Genomic DNA, 14,718 nt, shown 5'->3' with positions numbered 1-14,718 from the left:
CGCACCGCGAGTGACGCGGTGCGGGATTCCTGGTTCCTGGGATACGTGAACTGGTTCCTGGACTGGCTCCTGGGCTACCACCAGTAGGACGGGTAGGAGGGTGCGGTCCGGTTCAGGCCCGCCGCCATGCCGATGACGACCAGCACGACCGCCGCCAGGGCCAGCAGCGCCAGGAAGGGCAGCACCGCCGGCTCCGTCAGGACGACGATCACCGCGGTGGCCGCGGCGGGTGAGTGCGGAGTACGCGCCACCACCATCACGCCGAGCGCGAGGCCCCCGGCCACCGCCGCGGCGGCCATCGAGCCACCGCCCACGGCGAGTACGACGAAACCGGTTCCGGCGGAGAGCAGTTGGCCTCCCACGACGCTGCGCGGCTGCGACAGCGGGAGCGCCGGGGCGCCGAAGATCAGCGCGGCACTGGCGGCCAGCGGCGGCACGAGCAGCACCTGATCCGTCAGGGCGCCGAGACCCACCAGGGCCAGCAGCGCGGCCACGGCGCACAGGGTCGCGGGGATCACCCCCTTCCAGGCCGGCCTCGGAGGCGCCTTGCTGGTCAGGATCCTGACCAGCGGGCGGTCTGCTCGGGGGGACGGGTCGACGCCCCGCGTCTCGGTCACGGTTGGGGTCGGGGGTTCGGTCACGGCCGGGGTCTCTGTTGCCATGCGCATGACGCTAAATTCCGGCGGGGCGGCGACAGAAGCAGCACCGCGTCACTTAGTCAGGTCAGTCCGCTAGCAGGTCAGTCCGCAGGCCGCAGCGCGCGCAGCTCATTGCCGTAGTACACGGCCGGGTCCGCCTCGCCCGCCTGCGCCCAGGCGACCGTGCCGACCACGAGCGTGTGGTCGAACAGAGGCACCAGCTCGCGCACCTCGCACACCATCGCCGCGGCGGACCGGCTGAGGACGGGGACCTGGTGCATGAGGTCCCAGCCGACCCCGGCGAACCGTTCGGCCGCCGTACCGGTGGCGAACTTCCGCGTGAGGGCGCGGTCGGACCAGGTCAGCACGTTCACGGCGAAGGAGCCCGCCGCCCTGATGCGGTCCAGGGTGGCGCTCCGGCTGCCCAGGGAGACGAGGAGGCTCGGCGGGTCCAGGGAGAGCGACATGACCGCGTTGGCCGTGCAGCCCACCGGGCCGTCGGGGCCGCTCGCGGTGATGACGGTGACTCCGGTGGGCAGCCTGGAGACGGCGGCGCGGTAGCCGTCCGCGGTGACCGCGTGCGAGGCGTCGTCCAGGAGCGCGAGCGGCGGGCCGCCGGAGACCAGCGCGGGTTCAGCCATGACGGGCCCCCAGGCTCGCGGTCAGGGCCTTCCGGTCGATCTTGCCGTTGGCGTTGAGCGGGAGTTCGGCGAAGACGGCGATGCCGCGCGGCACCATGTACGCGGGCAGCCGCGCCCGCAGCGCGCGGGCCAGGTCGTCCGGGTCGAGGCCGCTCCCCGTGCAGACCGCCTCCAGTACGGTCTCGCCGCCGCGCCCCGCGACCGCGATGACGACCGCGTCGCCCACCCCGGGCCGGGCGCGCAACACGGCCTCGATCTCGCCGAGTTCCACCCGATAGCCGCGCACCTTGACCTGCTGGTCGAGCCGGCCGAGGTGGACGAGACCGGTTCCGGGGCCGGCGCGGCGGACCCGGTCCCCGGTGCGGTACCAGTGCTCGTCGGTCAGCGGCCCCTCACCGTCGTAACTCCGCGCGACCACCGGACCGTCCGGGGCGTACCGCACGAACCGGCCCGCGTTGTCGGCCGGATCGAGGTAGCCGGGAAACCGCTGGGCGCCGCGCACGACCAGCTCGCCCTGTTCGGCGGGCCGGCCCCGCTCGTCCAGGATCCGGTGTTCGAGCCCCGGATAGAGCTGCCCGACGGGGACGGTGCCGTTGCCGGTGACCGGCCACGTGTCGGGGTCGTCCGGGAGCCTGAACTGGGCGCAGCTGATGGTCAGTTCGGTCGGCCCGTACAGGTTCTCCAGCGTGCTGTTCGGCGCCGCGTCGGCCCAGGCCCGGGCCTGCTGCACGGTCAGTGGTTCGCCGCAGAAGAGGCTCCAGCGCAGGGAGGGCAGCCGGTCGGGGCCCAGGGAGCGCATGCGGCTCGCGTAGGAGACCATCGACGGGACGGAGAACCAGTGGGTCAGTTCCTGCCGGGCGGCCCAGCGCACCGGCGCCATGAGGTCCTCGCGGTCCGGGACCACCAGAGTGCCGCCGCCGCCCCAGGCGGTGAACATGTCGAAGACCGAGAGGTCGAAGGTCAGGTCGAAGGTCTGCGAGACACGGCTGCCCGGCCGCACCTCGTACCGCTCCACGACGTGCGAGAGGTACGCGCACACCTCGCGGTGCCTGATCGGCACGCCCTTCGGCCTGCCCGTCGAGCCGGAGGTGAACAGCACGTACGCGACGCCGTCCGGGTCGGCGCGGTACCGCGGCGGCTCCGGCGGGGCGGCGGCGCGCGGCGCCCTCGGGTCGGGCACGAGGACGGGAACGGAGAGGCCGGCCGTGCTCCCCCGCTCCTCGGCGAGTACGAGGTCGAGGCGGCCCGCCGTCACCACGGCCCCGGTGCGGGCCGCCGGGAAGGCGGGGTTGAGGGGGACGACGGTGGCGCCGAGGCGCTGCACCGCCAGGTATCCGGCGTACGCCGTGGCGCTGCGCTCGGCGAGCAGCCCGACCCGGTCGGGCACACCGCCGTGGGCCGCGACCAGTTCGGCGGCGAGGCGCTGGGCCAGCGCGTCCAGTTGCCCGTAGGTCAGGGTGTCCGTGCCCACCTCGAGGGCGGGTTCGTGCGGGTGCGCGGCGACCGACGCCGCGAACCACTCGTACAGGGTCTCCTTCACTGCTGTCCTTCCAGAGGGTGCGGGGGTATCGGGGTCGGGGTCTGCGATGCGTCCGGGAGCGGTGCGAGTGCGTCGAGCAGCCTGTCGAAGGCCGCGCCCACCAGCCCCACGCGCGGGCGTCCGCGTTCGGCGGAGTGGGCCGCGAAGCGCAGGGTGCGGGGCAGTTCGGCCCAGAGGGCGGTCAGCGTGTCCGCGTCCTCGCGGCGCACGGCGCCGGATGCGGCGAGCACGGTCAGCCGGTGGGCGTGGTGACAGGAAGCGGCCCACAGGTCGTCGGCGTACCGGCCGGGCGCCGTGGGGTCGGCGACGAGCACGTCACGGACGTACGAGAGGACGTCGGGCAGGTCGAACAGCCAGTCCCCCTCGTCGGGAGCGGTGGCTGTCGCGGCACCGGAATCGGTCGCCGGCTCCCGCGCCAGCCACCGGTAGTGGCCGGGGGCGGGTACGGGGACGGCGCTGCCCAGGGCGAGCCTGTCCCGCAGCGCGACCTCCGGCGCCGGATCGGGCACCGGCGTGAGGGCCAGGGCCAGTTCGTCATCGTCCAGCCGGCCCACGTAGGGCTCCTGCGGGCCGTGCGGCGTGAGGGCGGTGAAGTGGTCGGCGACCAGCCAGGACGCGTCGCGGCGGTCGTGCAGGAGCAGCCAGTGCGGTGCGTCGGCGCGGCCGTACCCCGGCGACCAGGGCAGGTGGCGCGTGTTCCCGACCGCGAGGACCCGGCCGTGCCGGGCGAGTTCGCGGGCGAGTCCGACATGGGCCTGCTTCCGGCCGGTGGCGCTCCGGTAGGTGAGCGGGCCGAGGCCCGGCGCCGTGTCCACCCGAGTGAGGTGGGAGAAGGCGAGCCGGCCGGGCGGCAGACCGGTGCGGACGGCGAGTCGTACGGAGTCGGCGAAGTGCCGTCGGGCGTCGGGCAGGTCCGCGGACAGGTAGGCGACCAGGTTCGTGGTGTAGCAGCTCAGGCGCGGTGGCGCGGCCGCGAGGGTGGTCGTCGTCATCATCGCTCCAGGTCCGTCTCCAGGTCCGTCTCCGGGTCCGTCTTCAGGTCCGTCTTCAGGTCTGTGAAGGCACAGCTCAGAGGGATCGGCGAGCGGCGCAGGCTCACCCAGCGGTAGGGGCCCCAGCGGCCCCTGGCCCGGCCCGGTTCCACGTCGATCGTCCAGGGGCTGCCTGCGAGCCCGGTGCCCTCCGCCTTCACGCAGGCCTCCTGCACGGTCCAGACGCGGGCGAACTCGGTGGACCTGCCGGGTTCCGGCAGGGCGGACACCTGGGGGGCTCGGTCCCGCAGACACCGGCGTATCAAGGCGTCCGGCAGCCGCTCGGGCGGCAGTTGTACGTCGACGCCGACGCGCCGCCCCGGCCCCACGGCGGCGGCGATGGTGCCGCCGTCGTGGGAGACGCTGATCCCGACGCCGGGGTACCCGTCGAGGACCGGCCGCCCGCGCCGGTCCTTGCGCACCGCCGCGTCGACGAGGTCGGCGCGCACCTGGCGCAGCAGGCGGCGCAGCACCGCCCGGCTCGCGGTGAACTCCTCTGCACGCCAGCGGGGCAGCCCGCGCGCCTGCCGCAGGTCGTCCTCGGTGGGCACGGCCCCGGCGGGGAGGTCGTCCTGCGGGCCGCTGAGCACCCAGGTCCCTTCGGCCACCTCCTCGGCCCGCCAGGCGGTGGTGGCGGTCATGCCCGCAGCCTCTCCAGGAGCGGTTCCGCGCCGTCGGCGACGTTGCCGAGCAGCAGCCCGGTGACGCCGCCGCCGATGCCGAGGACGGCGGCCTCGGCCCGGATCTGCTGTGCGCGGCCGCGCAGGAACCCGTCCGCGCCCTGGAGCTGTGCGCAGCAGGCGAGCACCTCGTCCGCGGCCAGGCCGACGGCGGACTTCAGGAGGGCCGCGGCGGCCAGGTCCTGCTCCTCGACGATGCGTCGCGCGTGCGTCTCGTACAGGGCGCGCAGGCCGGAGACCTTGACCAGGCAGGCCGCGAAGTCGCGGCGCACCACGTCGTTGTGCCACAGGGGTGCGCCGTCGACGCTGCGGTTCTGGAGCACGTCGAGTGTCTGGGCGAGGACTCTGCCGGTGAGGGCGACGGCCCACTGCGCGCCGGCGAGCCGTTCGGTGCCCATGTGCCGGGCGAACGCGGCCATTCCGCGTCCCTGCCTGCCGATGACGTGGTCGGCGGGGAGCCGCACGGAGTCGAACCGGATGTGTCCGGTGGCCGATCCGGTCAGCAGGTCCGTCGCCGCGTCCACGACCTCGACGCCGGGGGCGTCCGCGGGGACGAGTACCCAGGTGAAGCTGGTGAAGTGGCGGCCCGGCCGGTGCCTGGCGAGGACCAGGAGGTGGCCGGCCACGCGGGCTCCGGTGGCCCAGCGCTTCCCGCCGGTGAGGGTCAACTCGCCGTTGGAGAGGGTGACTTCGGTGCCGAGGGCGGCGAGGTCCGAGCCGGGGGCCGCGGCGTCCGTGGCGGCGAGGGCCACGGTCGTCGCTCCCCGCAGCGCCTCCTCGTACACCTTCGCCGCGGGCGATCCCTCGGGCGCGGTTCCGAGCAGGGGTACCGCGCTCGCCGTCTGCACCAGTACGCCGAGGGTGACGCCGTTGTCGCCGCGGGCGTCCGTGGCGGCCAGCAGCGCCCCGAGCCGTCCGGGGTCGGCGACGGGTCCGTCGCGGCCCGTGCGGCGGTAGACCCCGGCGAGGAGACCGGCGGCGCCGAGCGCGCCCCACACCTGAGGGAGCGCGGCGTCCTCGGGCAGCGGCTCCAGGGCCCGCCCGACCGCCGCCCGGAAGCCGTCGCGGAGGGGCGGGCGGGTTCCGTCGTCAGACAAAGCGCACCTCCGGGTCGAGGAGGGCGAGCCTGCCGTCGGCCAGGTGCAGGCGGTCGTTGCTGTAGTTCAGGGCGGCCGAGCGCAGATCGCGCAGCGCCTGTTCCAGGCGGGTCGGCGAGTTCTTGAGGTAGCCGTGGCGCATGCCGACCGCGGTCACCAGTTCGTCGACGGCGCTGTGGCACAGCTCGGCCGCGGTGATCTTGAGGGCGTTGAGCTGGAGCTGCACGCGCGGCACACTCAGGTCCGTGCTGTCCAGGACGGTCTGCTGCGTCCTGAGGAGCAGGGCGTGCACGGTGTCCAGGCGCTGGCGGACCTTCGAGAGCCGGGTGAGCAGCAGTTCGGAGGACAGGTCCGTGCCGCCACGGCCCTGCGGGGAGCGGAGCAGCTTCAGGACCCGCGAGAGCGCTCCGGCCGCCGTGCCCAGCCAGCACGCCGACCAGCCCAGGTGCGCGAGCGGCCCGAACACGGTGGCCGCGACGGTGTGGAACTGCCCGTGCTCGCCGATGACGTGGTGGGCCGGCACGGTGCCGGTCAGCTGGAGCGCTCCGCTGTGGCTGGCCCGCATGCCCAGGGGCTGCCACTCCCCGGAGGGCCGGATGTCGAGCTGTGTCCGGTCCGCGTAGACGAGGGAGACCTGGCCGGGTCCCGTGGCGCCGGGGGCGAGCATGGTGACCAGGAATCCGTCGGCGTGGCCGCCGCCCGTGACGATGGGCGCGAAGCGGTCGATGACGAGGTCGTCACCCGCGCTGGCAAGCGCCGCATGTGAGGTGAGCAGGTGGCCGCCCTTGCCCGCCTCGGTGGTGACCGAGGCGAGGTAGACCTGGCCCGCGGCGATCCGCGGCAGGAGTTCGGCGCGCAGCCGTGCGCTGCCGTGGCGCACCACGGCCTCCGTCTGCTGGCAGTGCATCGCGAAGATCATCGCGACGGAGGTGTCGGCCCTGCCCAGCGTGACGGCCGCCTCGACCAGGTCGGCGACGGTGCCGCCGAGTCCGCCGTACTCCCGGGGCACCAGCAGGCCGAGCAGCCGGGTGCGGCGCAGCTCGGTGAGGGCTTCGAGGGGGAAGGACGCGTCCTGGTCGCGGCGCGCCGCGTGCTCGGCGGCGACGGCTGCCACGGCGGCGACCCGGTCGGCCCACCGCACGTCGGCGTCGGCGAGCTCTTCGATGCCGGTGAGCGTCACGCCGCCACGCCCTGGGCCGTGAGCGCCGCGTCGACCGCCTGCCAGAGGCTGCCCGCCGTGGCGAACGTCGCGTCGTTCATGTCGTCGTCCGGGAGCGTCACGTCGAAGGTGTCCTCGATCGCGAAGAGCAGCTCGATGGCCTGCATCGAGTCGAGTCCCAGATCGCGCAGGGAGGAATCCGCGCCGATCTCGTTCTCGCCCAGGAACTTGAGGAAGGGGGTGAGCAGTTCGACGAATCGTGTGTCCATCAGTCCATGACTCCTTGCCTGATAAGGGTGGTACGGGATATCTCGGGGGGCGTGCCGGGCCGGTCGCTGTCGACCACGGCCTCGGCGGGCAGCGGATGCCCGAGGAAGGCGACGAGGCTGGCCGACAGTCCGTAGGCGCCGACGTTGGGTACGGCGACCAGGTCGTGCGGGCGCAGCGCGGGCAGCCGCGCGGCACGTGACCAGGTGTCGAGGGGGGTGCACAGGGGGCCCGCGACGAGCGCCGTCAACTCCCCTTCTCGCACCGGCTCCTGGGCGGCGACCAGGGTCGGGTTGAGCGGCGGGAGCCGCCGCATCCCCGCCATGCCGCCCAGGTGGTTGATGCCGGATTCGAGGATCACGATGTCCTTGCCGTGCGAGCGCTTGACGTCGAGTACGGCCGTGAGCAGGGTGCCCGCGGTCCCGACGAGGTGGCGCCCGGACTCGAAGACGACCTCGGGGCCGCCGTCGCGCCAGCCGGGTATCTCCTCGTCGAACAGCGCCTCCAGGCGGGGCCGCAGGGCCCGCAGGTCGGGGGCGCGGCCTGCGGTTGCGAAGGGCGCCCCGAAGCCGCCGCCGAGGTCGAGCACTTCGCAGCGCACCCCGTGTGCGGACAGGGTGTCGGCGACGGTCCGCGCGGTGCGCAGGGCGCGGGTGAACTGCGCCTCCAGGGCGTCCACTTCGCCGAGGTTGCTGCCCATGTACAGGTGCAGGCCGACGACGCGCGCGTGCGGCCGGTCCGCGAACCGGGCCGGTTCGGCGAGGACCCAGCCGGCGTCGGCGCCGAACTGCGAGGCCACCCCGGTCATCGCGAGGCCCTGCCCCGGCACCGGCTCGTCGTCGTTGATCCGCAGCAGGCAGCGGGCGGTGGCCCCGTGCTCCCCCGCGAGGCGGCTGAGCTGTTCGATGGCGTGCGGCGAGTCGACGGAGAAGAACCGTACGCCGCGGTCCAGCGCGTCGGTGATCTCCGCGTCACGCTTGCCGGGGCCCGTGTAGAGCACCGTGTCCGCGGCCCAGCCCGCCTCCAGCGCGGCGGTGAGTTCGCCGGTGGAGCACACCTCGGGCCTGGCGCCGCCTTCGCGCAGGGTGCGCAGCAGTGCGGGGTGCGGGTTGGCCTTCAGCGAGTAGTACAGCCCGGTCCGCCCGGGCAGCGAGGCTCGCAGCCGTTCCTGGTTGCGGCGGACTTCGGCGAGGTCGTAGACGTAGGCGGGGGTCGGTACGCCCGCGAGGTCGGCCGGCGGGACGGGCAGCACGGCCGCGCCCTCCTGCGGGGCGAGCCGGGACGGGGCGTCAGCGGACACGGACACGGCCGGCTCCTTCCTCCAGGGCGGCGAGCGCCTTGCGGTCGGTCTTGCCGTTGCCGGTCAGCGGCAGGGCGTCGATGACCAGGCAGTCGCGCGGAATCTTGAACTCCTCGATCTGCTCCCGCATCCGCAGCAGCACTTCGGCGCCGGTGAGGTCGTCGGTGAGGTCGCTCGCGACCTGGACGAAGAGCCGTGCGCCCCGGCCGCCCTCCGGGGCGAGCACGGCCGCGGCCTCCACTCCGGGCACCCGGCGCGCGGCCGCCTCCACCTCGGTGGCGCTCACCCGGAAGCCGTTCGTCTTGTAGATGTCGTCGCGGCGTCCGCTGAAGTACAGGAAGCCGTCCTCGTCGAGCCAGCCGTAGTCACCCGTGCGCAGCTCAGGGAAGAGGCCTTCGGCGCGGTGGAACCGCTGGGCGGTCAGCTCGGGGCGGCGCCAGTACCCGGCCATGACGTGCGGGCCCCGTACGGTGATCTCCCCGATCTCGCCGGGCGGCAGGCGGTGGCCCGCGTCGTCGACGACGAACACCTCGGTGCCCGGCAGCGCCCGGCCGCTCGCACCGGGCCGTACGAGGTCCTCGTCCGCGGGCATGATGGTGGCGCGCTTGCACTCGGTGAGGCCGAACATCAGATGCACTTGGAGCCCGGGGACGGCCTCGCGCAGCGCGGCGAGGGCCTGCTGGGGCATCGCGGCGCCGGTGTTCGTCAGCATCCGAAGGCGGGGGGTGCGGTCCGCGCCGGCCCGGCGCAGCAGCCGGGCCAGGGCGTCGGCCACGGCGGGGACGGCGGGCAGGACGGTCGCTCCGGCGCGCAGCAGGTTCGTCAGGAGCCGCGGTCCGACCTCGGCCGGCCGGCCGAGCCAGAGGTGCGCACCGCTGCTCGTGGCGAGGAAGAGCTGGTAGAGGCCGTAGTCGAAGGACTGCGGCAACGGGCTGTAGATCACGTCGTCGGGCCGGTAGCCGAGCACCTGCTGTATCGCCCGCACGGCGAACACGGCCTGCTGGTGGGTGCTGACCACGGCCTTCGGCAGCGCGGTGGTGCCGGAGGTGTAGATCAGGCAGAAGGGGTCGACGGGCAGCGGTGCGGCCGGCAGCGGGCCGAGCGGTGCCCGCGGGTCGAAGGCGCGGCGGGCGACGTCGTCGGCGTGGTGGGCGCGCACTCCCCGGAGCGTGGCGGCGGCCAGTGACTCGCTGTCGTCGCTCACCAGGAGCGCGGGCTCACAGTCGCCGAGTACGTGGTCGAGGGCCGCGCCGCGCACCTGTTCGTGCAGCAGCGAGAAGGCGACGCCCGCCCGGGAGGCGGCGTACACGAGGACGGACTGCAGCACTCCGGGGCCGCCGGCGATGATCAGGCGCTCGCCCCGGCGCAGCCCCAGCTCGTGGAGCCAGACGGCGAGCCGGCGGCTGGCCGCGTCCAGCTCGGAGTAGCTGACGCGGTGCTCGCCGCTGGTGACGGCGGGGGCTTCGGGGTGCAGCCGGGCCGCGGTGTCGAGCAGTTCGTGCATGGTGGTGGCGCTCGGCGGGGCCGCCTGCGCGGTGGACATCGAGTGGTCCTGCGCGGTGGACATCGAGTGGTGGTTCATCGGCCCTCTCCGTCAAGGGCGAGCGCACGGGGTGCGCCGCCGTCGTTCGATCGATGGATGACGCGGCAGACGGCGTCGACATGGTGCAGGTTCTCGGGGGCCAGGTCGTCGGCGGCGAACTCGATGCCCAGTTCGCTCTCCAGCCGCTCGACGATCTCCACGACCCGGAAGGAGCTGAAGGACGGCACGGAGTCGAAGGCCGCACCGGCGAGCAGGGTGGCCTCGTCGGTGCCGAGCACCCGGGCGGCCGTGGCGGCGACCGCGCGCCGCAGCTCCTCCGGGACGTCAGGGGCCGGTTCCGGTGTCCCGGCGGCCACGGCGACCGGCCCAACCCCCTTGCCGTGCCCGAAGATTCGCAGGTCGGCGTGGAGGAGCGCGGTGAGCCGGCCGGTGAGGCCCTGGGGCTCCGGGCGGCCGCGCTCCACCCTGCGGTGTGCGAGGTAGACCTGCTCGGTCAGCTTCTTCCAGGCCGCGAGATGCCCCGGGAGCGCGTCGCCGTCCGGGAGCCGCCCGGTGTGGCGCAGGTGGGCGGCGTGCAGTTCGCGGTCCCTGGCGAGCAGCCAGGTCTCCAGGGTCAGCTGCCGCAACGCGGCCGTACGGTCGGGGTGTTGCAGGTAGGCGTCGGCGTAGGCATCCACCGCGTGCGGGTCCGCGAAGTCCGCCTCGGGCGTGGCCGCGTCGGGCGGGCCGCCGGGTGCCGCTCCCAGCCGTACCGCCAGCGCGGGGCCGGGGACGGCGGCGGCGAACTCCTGCCGGGTCAGCGTCCACCGGCCCGGTCTGGCGATGCCCCAGGGCGTCTCGTTGTGGTAGCTGTCGCGGACGAGCACGCCGTCCGTACCGTCGTTCTCCAGCAGGAAGCTGTGTTCCATGTGGCGTTGCCGGTAGTACGGCACCCACGGCAGGTGGAAGGCGTCGGCGACGACATAGCAGCTGTCGGCAGGGGTGAGGTCCGCCGCCGAGGAGGCCAGGTACGCCTGGTCCGCCACGAGTCCGAGGCGCCGGGTGGCCTCCGCCAGCTGCGCGCGCACGCCGCGCTCCACCGTCGGAAGCCCCAGCGGCCCCGGCGCGGGCCGGAACCGCAGAGCGGCTCCGAGCAGGAGATGGGTGCCGGCACCGTGCAGCCGGTCGGCGTGTGCCGCCAGGTTGACCTGGAGGCAGTCGAAGAGTTCAGCGTCCATCGCGGGCCCCGGTCAGCACGATGTCGATGAGATCCCGCACCGTCTCGAACCAGCGCCCGACCAGCACGTCGTCCGTGAACTGGACCCCGAGCTCGTCCTCCAGCTCCACCAGCACGCTCAGTACCGCGAGGGAGTTGAGCTGCAGCACCTCACCCACCAGCGGTTCGTCCTCACGGACCGCACCCACGTCGGCCGGGATCCGCTGGGCCAGGATCCGTCGCACGCACGCGGCGACGGAGTCACGCGTCAGTAGGGCGCTCATCGTGTTCCTTCTGGGTCGAGGTGGTGGGCGTCGGGCACGCCGACGGAGGCGTCGACGAAGGTGTCGAGGTGGCGGAGGACCGTGCTCGTGTGGCCGGTGCCGAAGGTCTCGAAGTGGCCGCAGTCCAGCTCGGCCACGGCCAGCCGGGGCGTCCGCCGCCGCCAGTCGGCGATCTGCCGCTCACGCTCCGGGCCCGCACAGGACATGAGCAGCACCGCTCCGGTGTGACGGCTCGTCACCCGGTGGGCGGCGCACGCGTCGAGGTGGGCCTCGGCGGTGCGGCCCGCCGCCTCGGCGGCCGCGGGGCCCATCGGGACCAGCGCGCCGCGTCGGATGTCCGCGAGGAGCCGCTCGCGCGGTTTCCCGTACGCGGACCAGGGTTCGGCGAAGCTGTCGACCATGACGACCGCGGGGGCGGGACCGTCCACGGCGAGCCGGGCCGCGGTCTCCCAGGCGAGCAGCCCGCCGAGCGACCAGCCGACCAGCAGGTTCGGGCGGTCCGGCAAATCGCGGACGAGCCCGAGATAGCGCTCGGTCATGGTGTCGACCGTGCGGTCCGGTTCCTCACCCGGTACGAGTCCCATGGCACGCACCCCGTGGACGGGGCCGCGCCGGGCCAGCCGGGAGAGGAGGGTCACGTACTGGCCGAGGCCACCGCCCGCGGGGTGGAACACGACGGTGTTCAGTGCTCCGGGCCGCCGGCCGAAGGGGGTGAGCACCGGCTGTGCAAGAGCAGTCATACGGCGCTCACCTCCTGCGCGGCGGGAGCCTTCGCGGGCCGCACGGACACGGGCCGCACCTTCAGGAGGATTTCGAGGGCGATCCCCGCGGCGACGGCGAGGGCCGCGTACAGCAGGCCGACTGCGGAGAGCGCCAGGACGTCGAAGAGCGCTCCGGCGAGCAGGGTGCAGACGATCAGCAGGCCGGTGCCGAGCGCGTTGGTGAAGCTGGTCAGCGCCACCAGGTCGGTGGCCGGGCACTTCTGCACGACCTCGCCCTGCGCCGCCGTGAAGGCGAACTCGAAGAGGAAGAGGAAGCCGAAGTACGCGGCGTACAGGCCCCACGGCTGCGCGGTGAGACAGACCAGGAACATCACGGCGGCGGTCAGGGCGTTGAGCGCGAGCCCCTGGTACGTGCGGGCCGTCGTGCGGCGCAGCACCACCGGGACGGTGACCGCGCCGAGGACGAGCGCGATGCCCGCGACGATCTGCAGGTTCATCACTCCGCTCCCGCCCTGCCCGAGCACCCGTACCGGCACCACCGTGCGGGCCGCGCTGTGGAACCCCTGGAACACCCCGACCGCGATGACGAGGTAGACCACCGCGCGGAGCAGTCCGCGCCGGCCGCTCAGCGTGGCCCGGACCTGGGCGGGCAGTCCGCGACGCGTCGCGCCCTCGGCGCGGGGCACCGAGACGGCCGGCAGCCACCGGTAGCAGCAGGCGGAGAGGGTGAAGGTGACCGCGTCGACGGCCCCTGCGGTGACGACCGACACCTCACCGACGAGCAGGCTGCCGAGGACACCGCCGGCCGCGCTGCCCAGGTAGTAGGAGTTGTTGAAGGTGTACGAGGCGAGCTTGAGGTCCGGCCCGTCGAAGAGTTGGCGTGCGTACACCACGCGGGCCGTCTTGGTGATGCCTTCCAGGAGTCCGCGGACCAGGAAGCAGCCGAGCACCGCGACGATCAGGTCCGCGCCGAGGAAGACGCCGATGGCCAACGAGACGGCGGCGCCGCCCAGTTCGGCGTACACGACCGTGCGGCGCAGCCGCGGCCCTTCGCACACTTTCCTGACGACGCCGACCAGCAGGACGGGCAGAATCCACTGGAAGCCGAAGACGGCGGCCGCGCCCAGGCCGGAGCCGCCCTCGGTGAGCAGCCAGGAGGAGGCGGTGAGCAGCAGGAAGAACGTACCGGCGGAGCTGATGAGCATGGCCGCCCAGAGCACCAGGAACCGGCGTGAGGTGAAGAGCGCGCGCCGCGCGGCAGCGGTGTCCGGCGCCGTGTCGTCCGTCGCGTCCTCGGTGGGCCGTGCGCTCATGAGCAGGCCTCCAGCAGGCCGGGAGCCAGCGGCACCATCGGGAAGCCGAGGAGTTCCGAGATCTCCTCGCGCAGCTCCGTGCAGGCCGCCTCGGCGCGCGCGGCGTCCTCGGCGACCACGCGGATCACGCCGTACGTGGTGGTGTTGCCCTCCATGCCGAGCAGGCGGGAGCCGGGGCCGATGCTGGTGGACCCGGAGTGCAGCCGGGGACGGAACGCCTCGAACCAGTCGGCGGGCAGGTCGTCGCGGACGACGCAGTCCTCCTGGGCCGCCAGGAAGGTGTGGCTCGCGGCCGTCTCGACGGGGAAGGGTTCGGGTGACAGCGGCTCGCCGGCGTACAGGTCGACGAGGACTTCGAAGAGGCCGCGGCCGGTCGCCGCCCGGATGACCTCGGGCACGGTGCCGCCCGCGATCCGCGGGTTGACCTCCACCAGGCGGGGGCCGTCCGCGGTGCCGATCACCTCGACGTGGAAGAGGCCCAGGTCCAGGCCGAGCGCCCGGCACGCGTCGACCGCGTAGGCACCGAGTTCCCGCTCGGCGGCCGGTGACAGGCCGCAGGGCACGGTGGAGCCGAGTTCGAGCACCGGGTTGCCGAGGCCCAGCTTGCGGCGCACGGTGACGAGCGGCGTGTAGGTGGTGCCGTCCGTGGCCACCTCGACCGAGTAGAGCGGTCCGACGGCCACTTCCTCGAGGATGTAGCGGTCGTCGAGGTCGACGGCGAACCCCTGCTCCAGGGAGTCGAGGCGGGTGCCCGCCTCCTGGAAGTGACGCTCGATGTCCTGGGGCGACCGGGCGAACGTGGTGACGTTCTTGCCGACGCCGCGGACCGGCTTGACGACGACCGGGTAGCCGATGTCCGCGGCCGCGGCGAGCGCCGCTCCGGCCTCGGTGACCTCGGCGTACCGCACGTTGGGCAGGCCGTGCTCGTCCAGGACGCGGCGGCAGGCCGCCTTGTCGCGTGCGGCGGCCACACCGCGGAGCGAAGGGCCCCGGGCGCCGGTCAGTTCGGCCAGCCGCGCGGCCGTCCCGGCCAGCATGTGCAGGGTGGCTATCACCCCGTCGATGCCGTCAGCGCGCACACCGGCGGCGCGCAGGGCCCGCAGCGCGGCCCGCGGGTCGTGGAGCTCGGTGACCTCGATGGCCCGGTCGGCGAGGGCGCGGGCCCGCGCACGGCTGGCGGGGGTGTGCATGAAGTCGTACCGCGGCGACCACAGGAGGGTGACGGTGTCCCCTCTCTCCTTCGCGTACTCCATGGCCCGCAGGCCCAGGACGCTCGAATCGACAAAGACCAGATGCTGCACGGCTGCC

The 14,718-nt window shown here is 73.9% G+C and carries 15 protein-coding genes; all 15 read right to left on the bottom strand.

What is annotated here, in order from left to right:
* Window positions 1-74 precede the first annotated feature (74 nt).
* A complete protein-coding gene (locus ACI2L3_RS06240) occupies window positions 75-662 on the bottom strand; it encodes an HPP family protein (RefSeq protein WP_404751117.1) in 588 nt (195 codons plus the stop codon).
* Window positions 663-739: 77 nt separating this feature from the next.
* Complete coding sequence (locus ACI2L3_RS06235) at window positions 740-1,279, bottom strand: flavin reductase family protein (RefSeq protein WP_404751116.1); 540 nt, start codon at window positions 1,277-1,279, stop codon at window positions 740-742.
* Window positions 1,272-2,819 (bottom strand): amino acid adenylation domain-containing protein, encoded by a 1,548-nt coding sequence (locus ACI2L3_RS06230; protein ID WP_404751115.1) that lies wholly within the window; start codon window positions 2,817-2,819, stop codon window positions 1,272-1,274. The genes ACI2L3_RS06235 and ACI2L3_RS06230 overlap by 8 nt, the downstream gene beginning before the upstream one ends.
* Window positions 2,816-3,814 (bottom strand): hypothetical protein, encoded by a 999-nt coding sequence (locus tag ACI2L3_RS06225; RefSeq protein ID WP_404751114.1) that lies wholly within the window; start codon window positions 3,812-3,814, stop codon window positions 2,816-2,818. The genes ACI2L3_RS06230 and ACI2L3_RS06225 overlap by 4 nt, the downstream gene beginning before the upstream one ends.
* Window positions 3,811-4,491, bottom strand: coding sequence for a 4'-phosphopantetheinyl transferase family protein (locus tag ACI2L3_RS06220; RefSeq protein ID WP_404751113.1), 681 nt, complete (start codon window positions 4,489-4,491; stop codon window positions 3,811-3,813). The genes ACI2L3_RS06225 and ACI2L3_RS06220 overlap by 4 nt, the downstream gene beginning before the upstream one ends.
* Window positions 4,488-5,627 carry an acyl-CoA dehydrogenase family protein gene (locus ACI2L3_RS06215; protein WP_404751112.1) on the bottom strand — a complete coding sequence of 380 codons (1,140 nt, stop codon included), beginning with the start codon at window positions 5,625-5,627 and terminating at the stop codon, window positions 4,488-4,490. Before ACI2L3_RS06215 ends, ACI2L3_RS06220 begins: the two co-directional genes overlap by 4 nt.
* Complete coding sequence (locus ACI2L3_RS06210) at window positions 5,620-6,807, bottom strand: acyl-CoA dehydrogenase family protein (protein WP_404751111.1); 1,188 nt, start codon at window positions 6,805-6,807, stop codon at window positions 5,620-5,622. The genes ACI2L3_RS06215 and ACI2L3_RS06210 overlap by 8 nt, the downstream gene beginning before the upstream one ends.
* Window positions 6,804-7,055: an acyl carrier protein gene (locus ACI2L3_RS06205; protein WP_404751110.1), complete on the bottom strand. Its 252-nt coding sequence runs from the start codon at window positions 7,053-7,055 to the stop codon at window positions 6,804-6,806. The genes ACI2L3_RS06210 and ACI2L3_RS06205 overlap by 4 nt, the downstream gene beginning before the upstream one ends.
* Window positions 7,055-8,359 (bottom strand): alanine racemase, encoded by a 1,305-nt coding sequence (locus tag ACI2L3_RS06200; protein ID WP_404751109.1) that lies wholly within the window; start codon window positions 8,357-8,359, stop codon window positions 7,055-7,057. The genes ACI2L3_RS06205 and ACI2L3_RS06200 overlap by 1 nt, the downstream gene beginning before the upstream one ends.
* Complete coding sequence (locus tag ACI2L3_RS06195; protein ID WP_404751108.1) at window positions 8,343-9,935, bottom strand: class I adenylate-forming enzyme family protein; 1,593 nt, start codon at window positions 9,933-9,935, stop codon at window positions 8,343-8,345. The genes ACI2L3_RS06200 and ACI2L3_RS06195 overlap by 17 nt, the downstream gene beginning before the upstream one ends.
* Window positions 9,932-11,113, bottom strand: coding sequence for a hypothetical protein (locus ACI2L3_RS06190; RefSeq protein ID WP_404751107.1), 1,182 nt, complete (start codon window positions 11,111-11,113; stop codon window positions 9,932-9,934). The genes ACI2L3_RS06195 and ACI2L3_RS06190 overlap by 4 nt, the downstream gene beginning before the upstream one ends.
* Entirely contained in the window at window positions 11,103-11,375 is a 273-nt protein-coding gene (locus tag ACI2L3_RS06185; RefSeq protein ID WP_404751106.1) for an acyl carrier protein, read from the bottom strand. The genes ACI2L3_RS06190 and ACI2L3_RS06185 overlap by 11 nt, the downstream gene beginning before the upstream one ends.
* Window positions 11,372-12,115, bottom strand: a complete 744-nt coding sequence (locus ACI2L3_RS06180; RefSeq protein WP_404751105.1) for an alpha/beta fold hydrolase — start codon at window positions 12,113-12,115, stop codon at window positions 11,372-11,374. Before ACI2L3_RS06180 ends, ACI2L3_RS06185 begins: the two co-directional genes overlap by 4 nt.
* Window positions 12,112-13,410 carry an MFS transporter gene (locus ACI2L3_RS06175; RefSeq protein WP_404751104.1) on the bottom strand — a complete coding sequence of 433 codons (1,299 nt, stop codon included), beginning with the start codon at window positions 13,408-13,410 and terminating at the stop codon, window positions 12,112-12,114. The genes ACI2L3_RS06180 and ACI2L3_RS06175 overlap by 4 nt, the downstream gene beginning before the upstream one ends.
* Entirely contained in the window at window positions 13,407-14,711 is a 1,305-nt protein-coding gene (locus tag ACI2L3_RS06170; protein WP_404751103.1) for an acetyl-CoA carboxylase biotin carboxylase subunit family protein, read from the bottom strand. Before ACI2L3_RS06170 ends, ACI2L3_RS06175 begins: the two co-directional genes overlap by 4 nt.
* Window positions 14,712-14,718: the final 7 nt, after the last annotated feature.

Origin of the sequence: Streptomyces sp. NPDC029674, from assembly GCF_044903205.1 — a bacterium.
Classification (GTDB): domain Bacteria; phylum Actinomycetota; class Actinomycetes; order Streptomycetales; family Streptomycetaceae; genus Streptomyces.
Note: the sequence above shows the minus strand (reverse complement) of the source record. Positions and strands in the feature narration are given on the sequence as shown.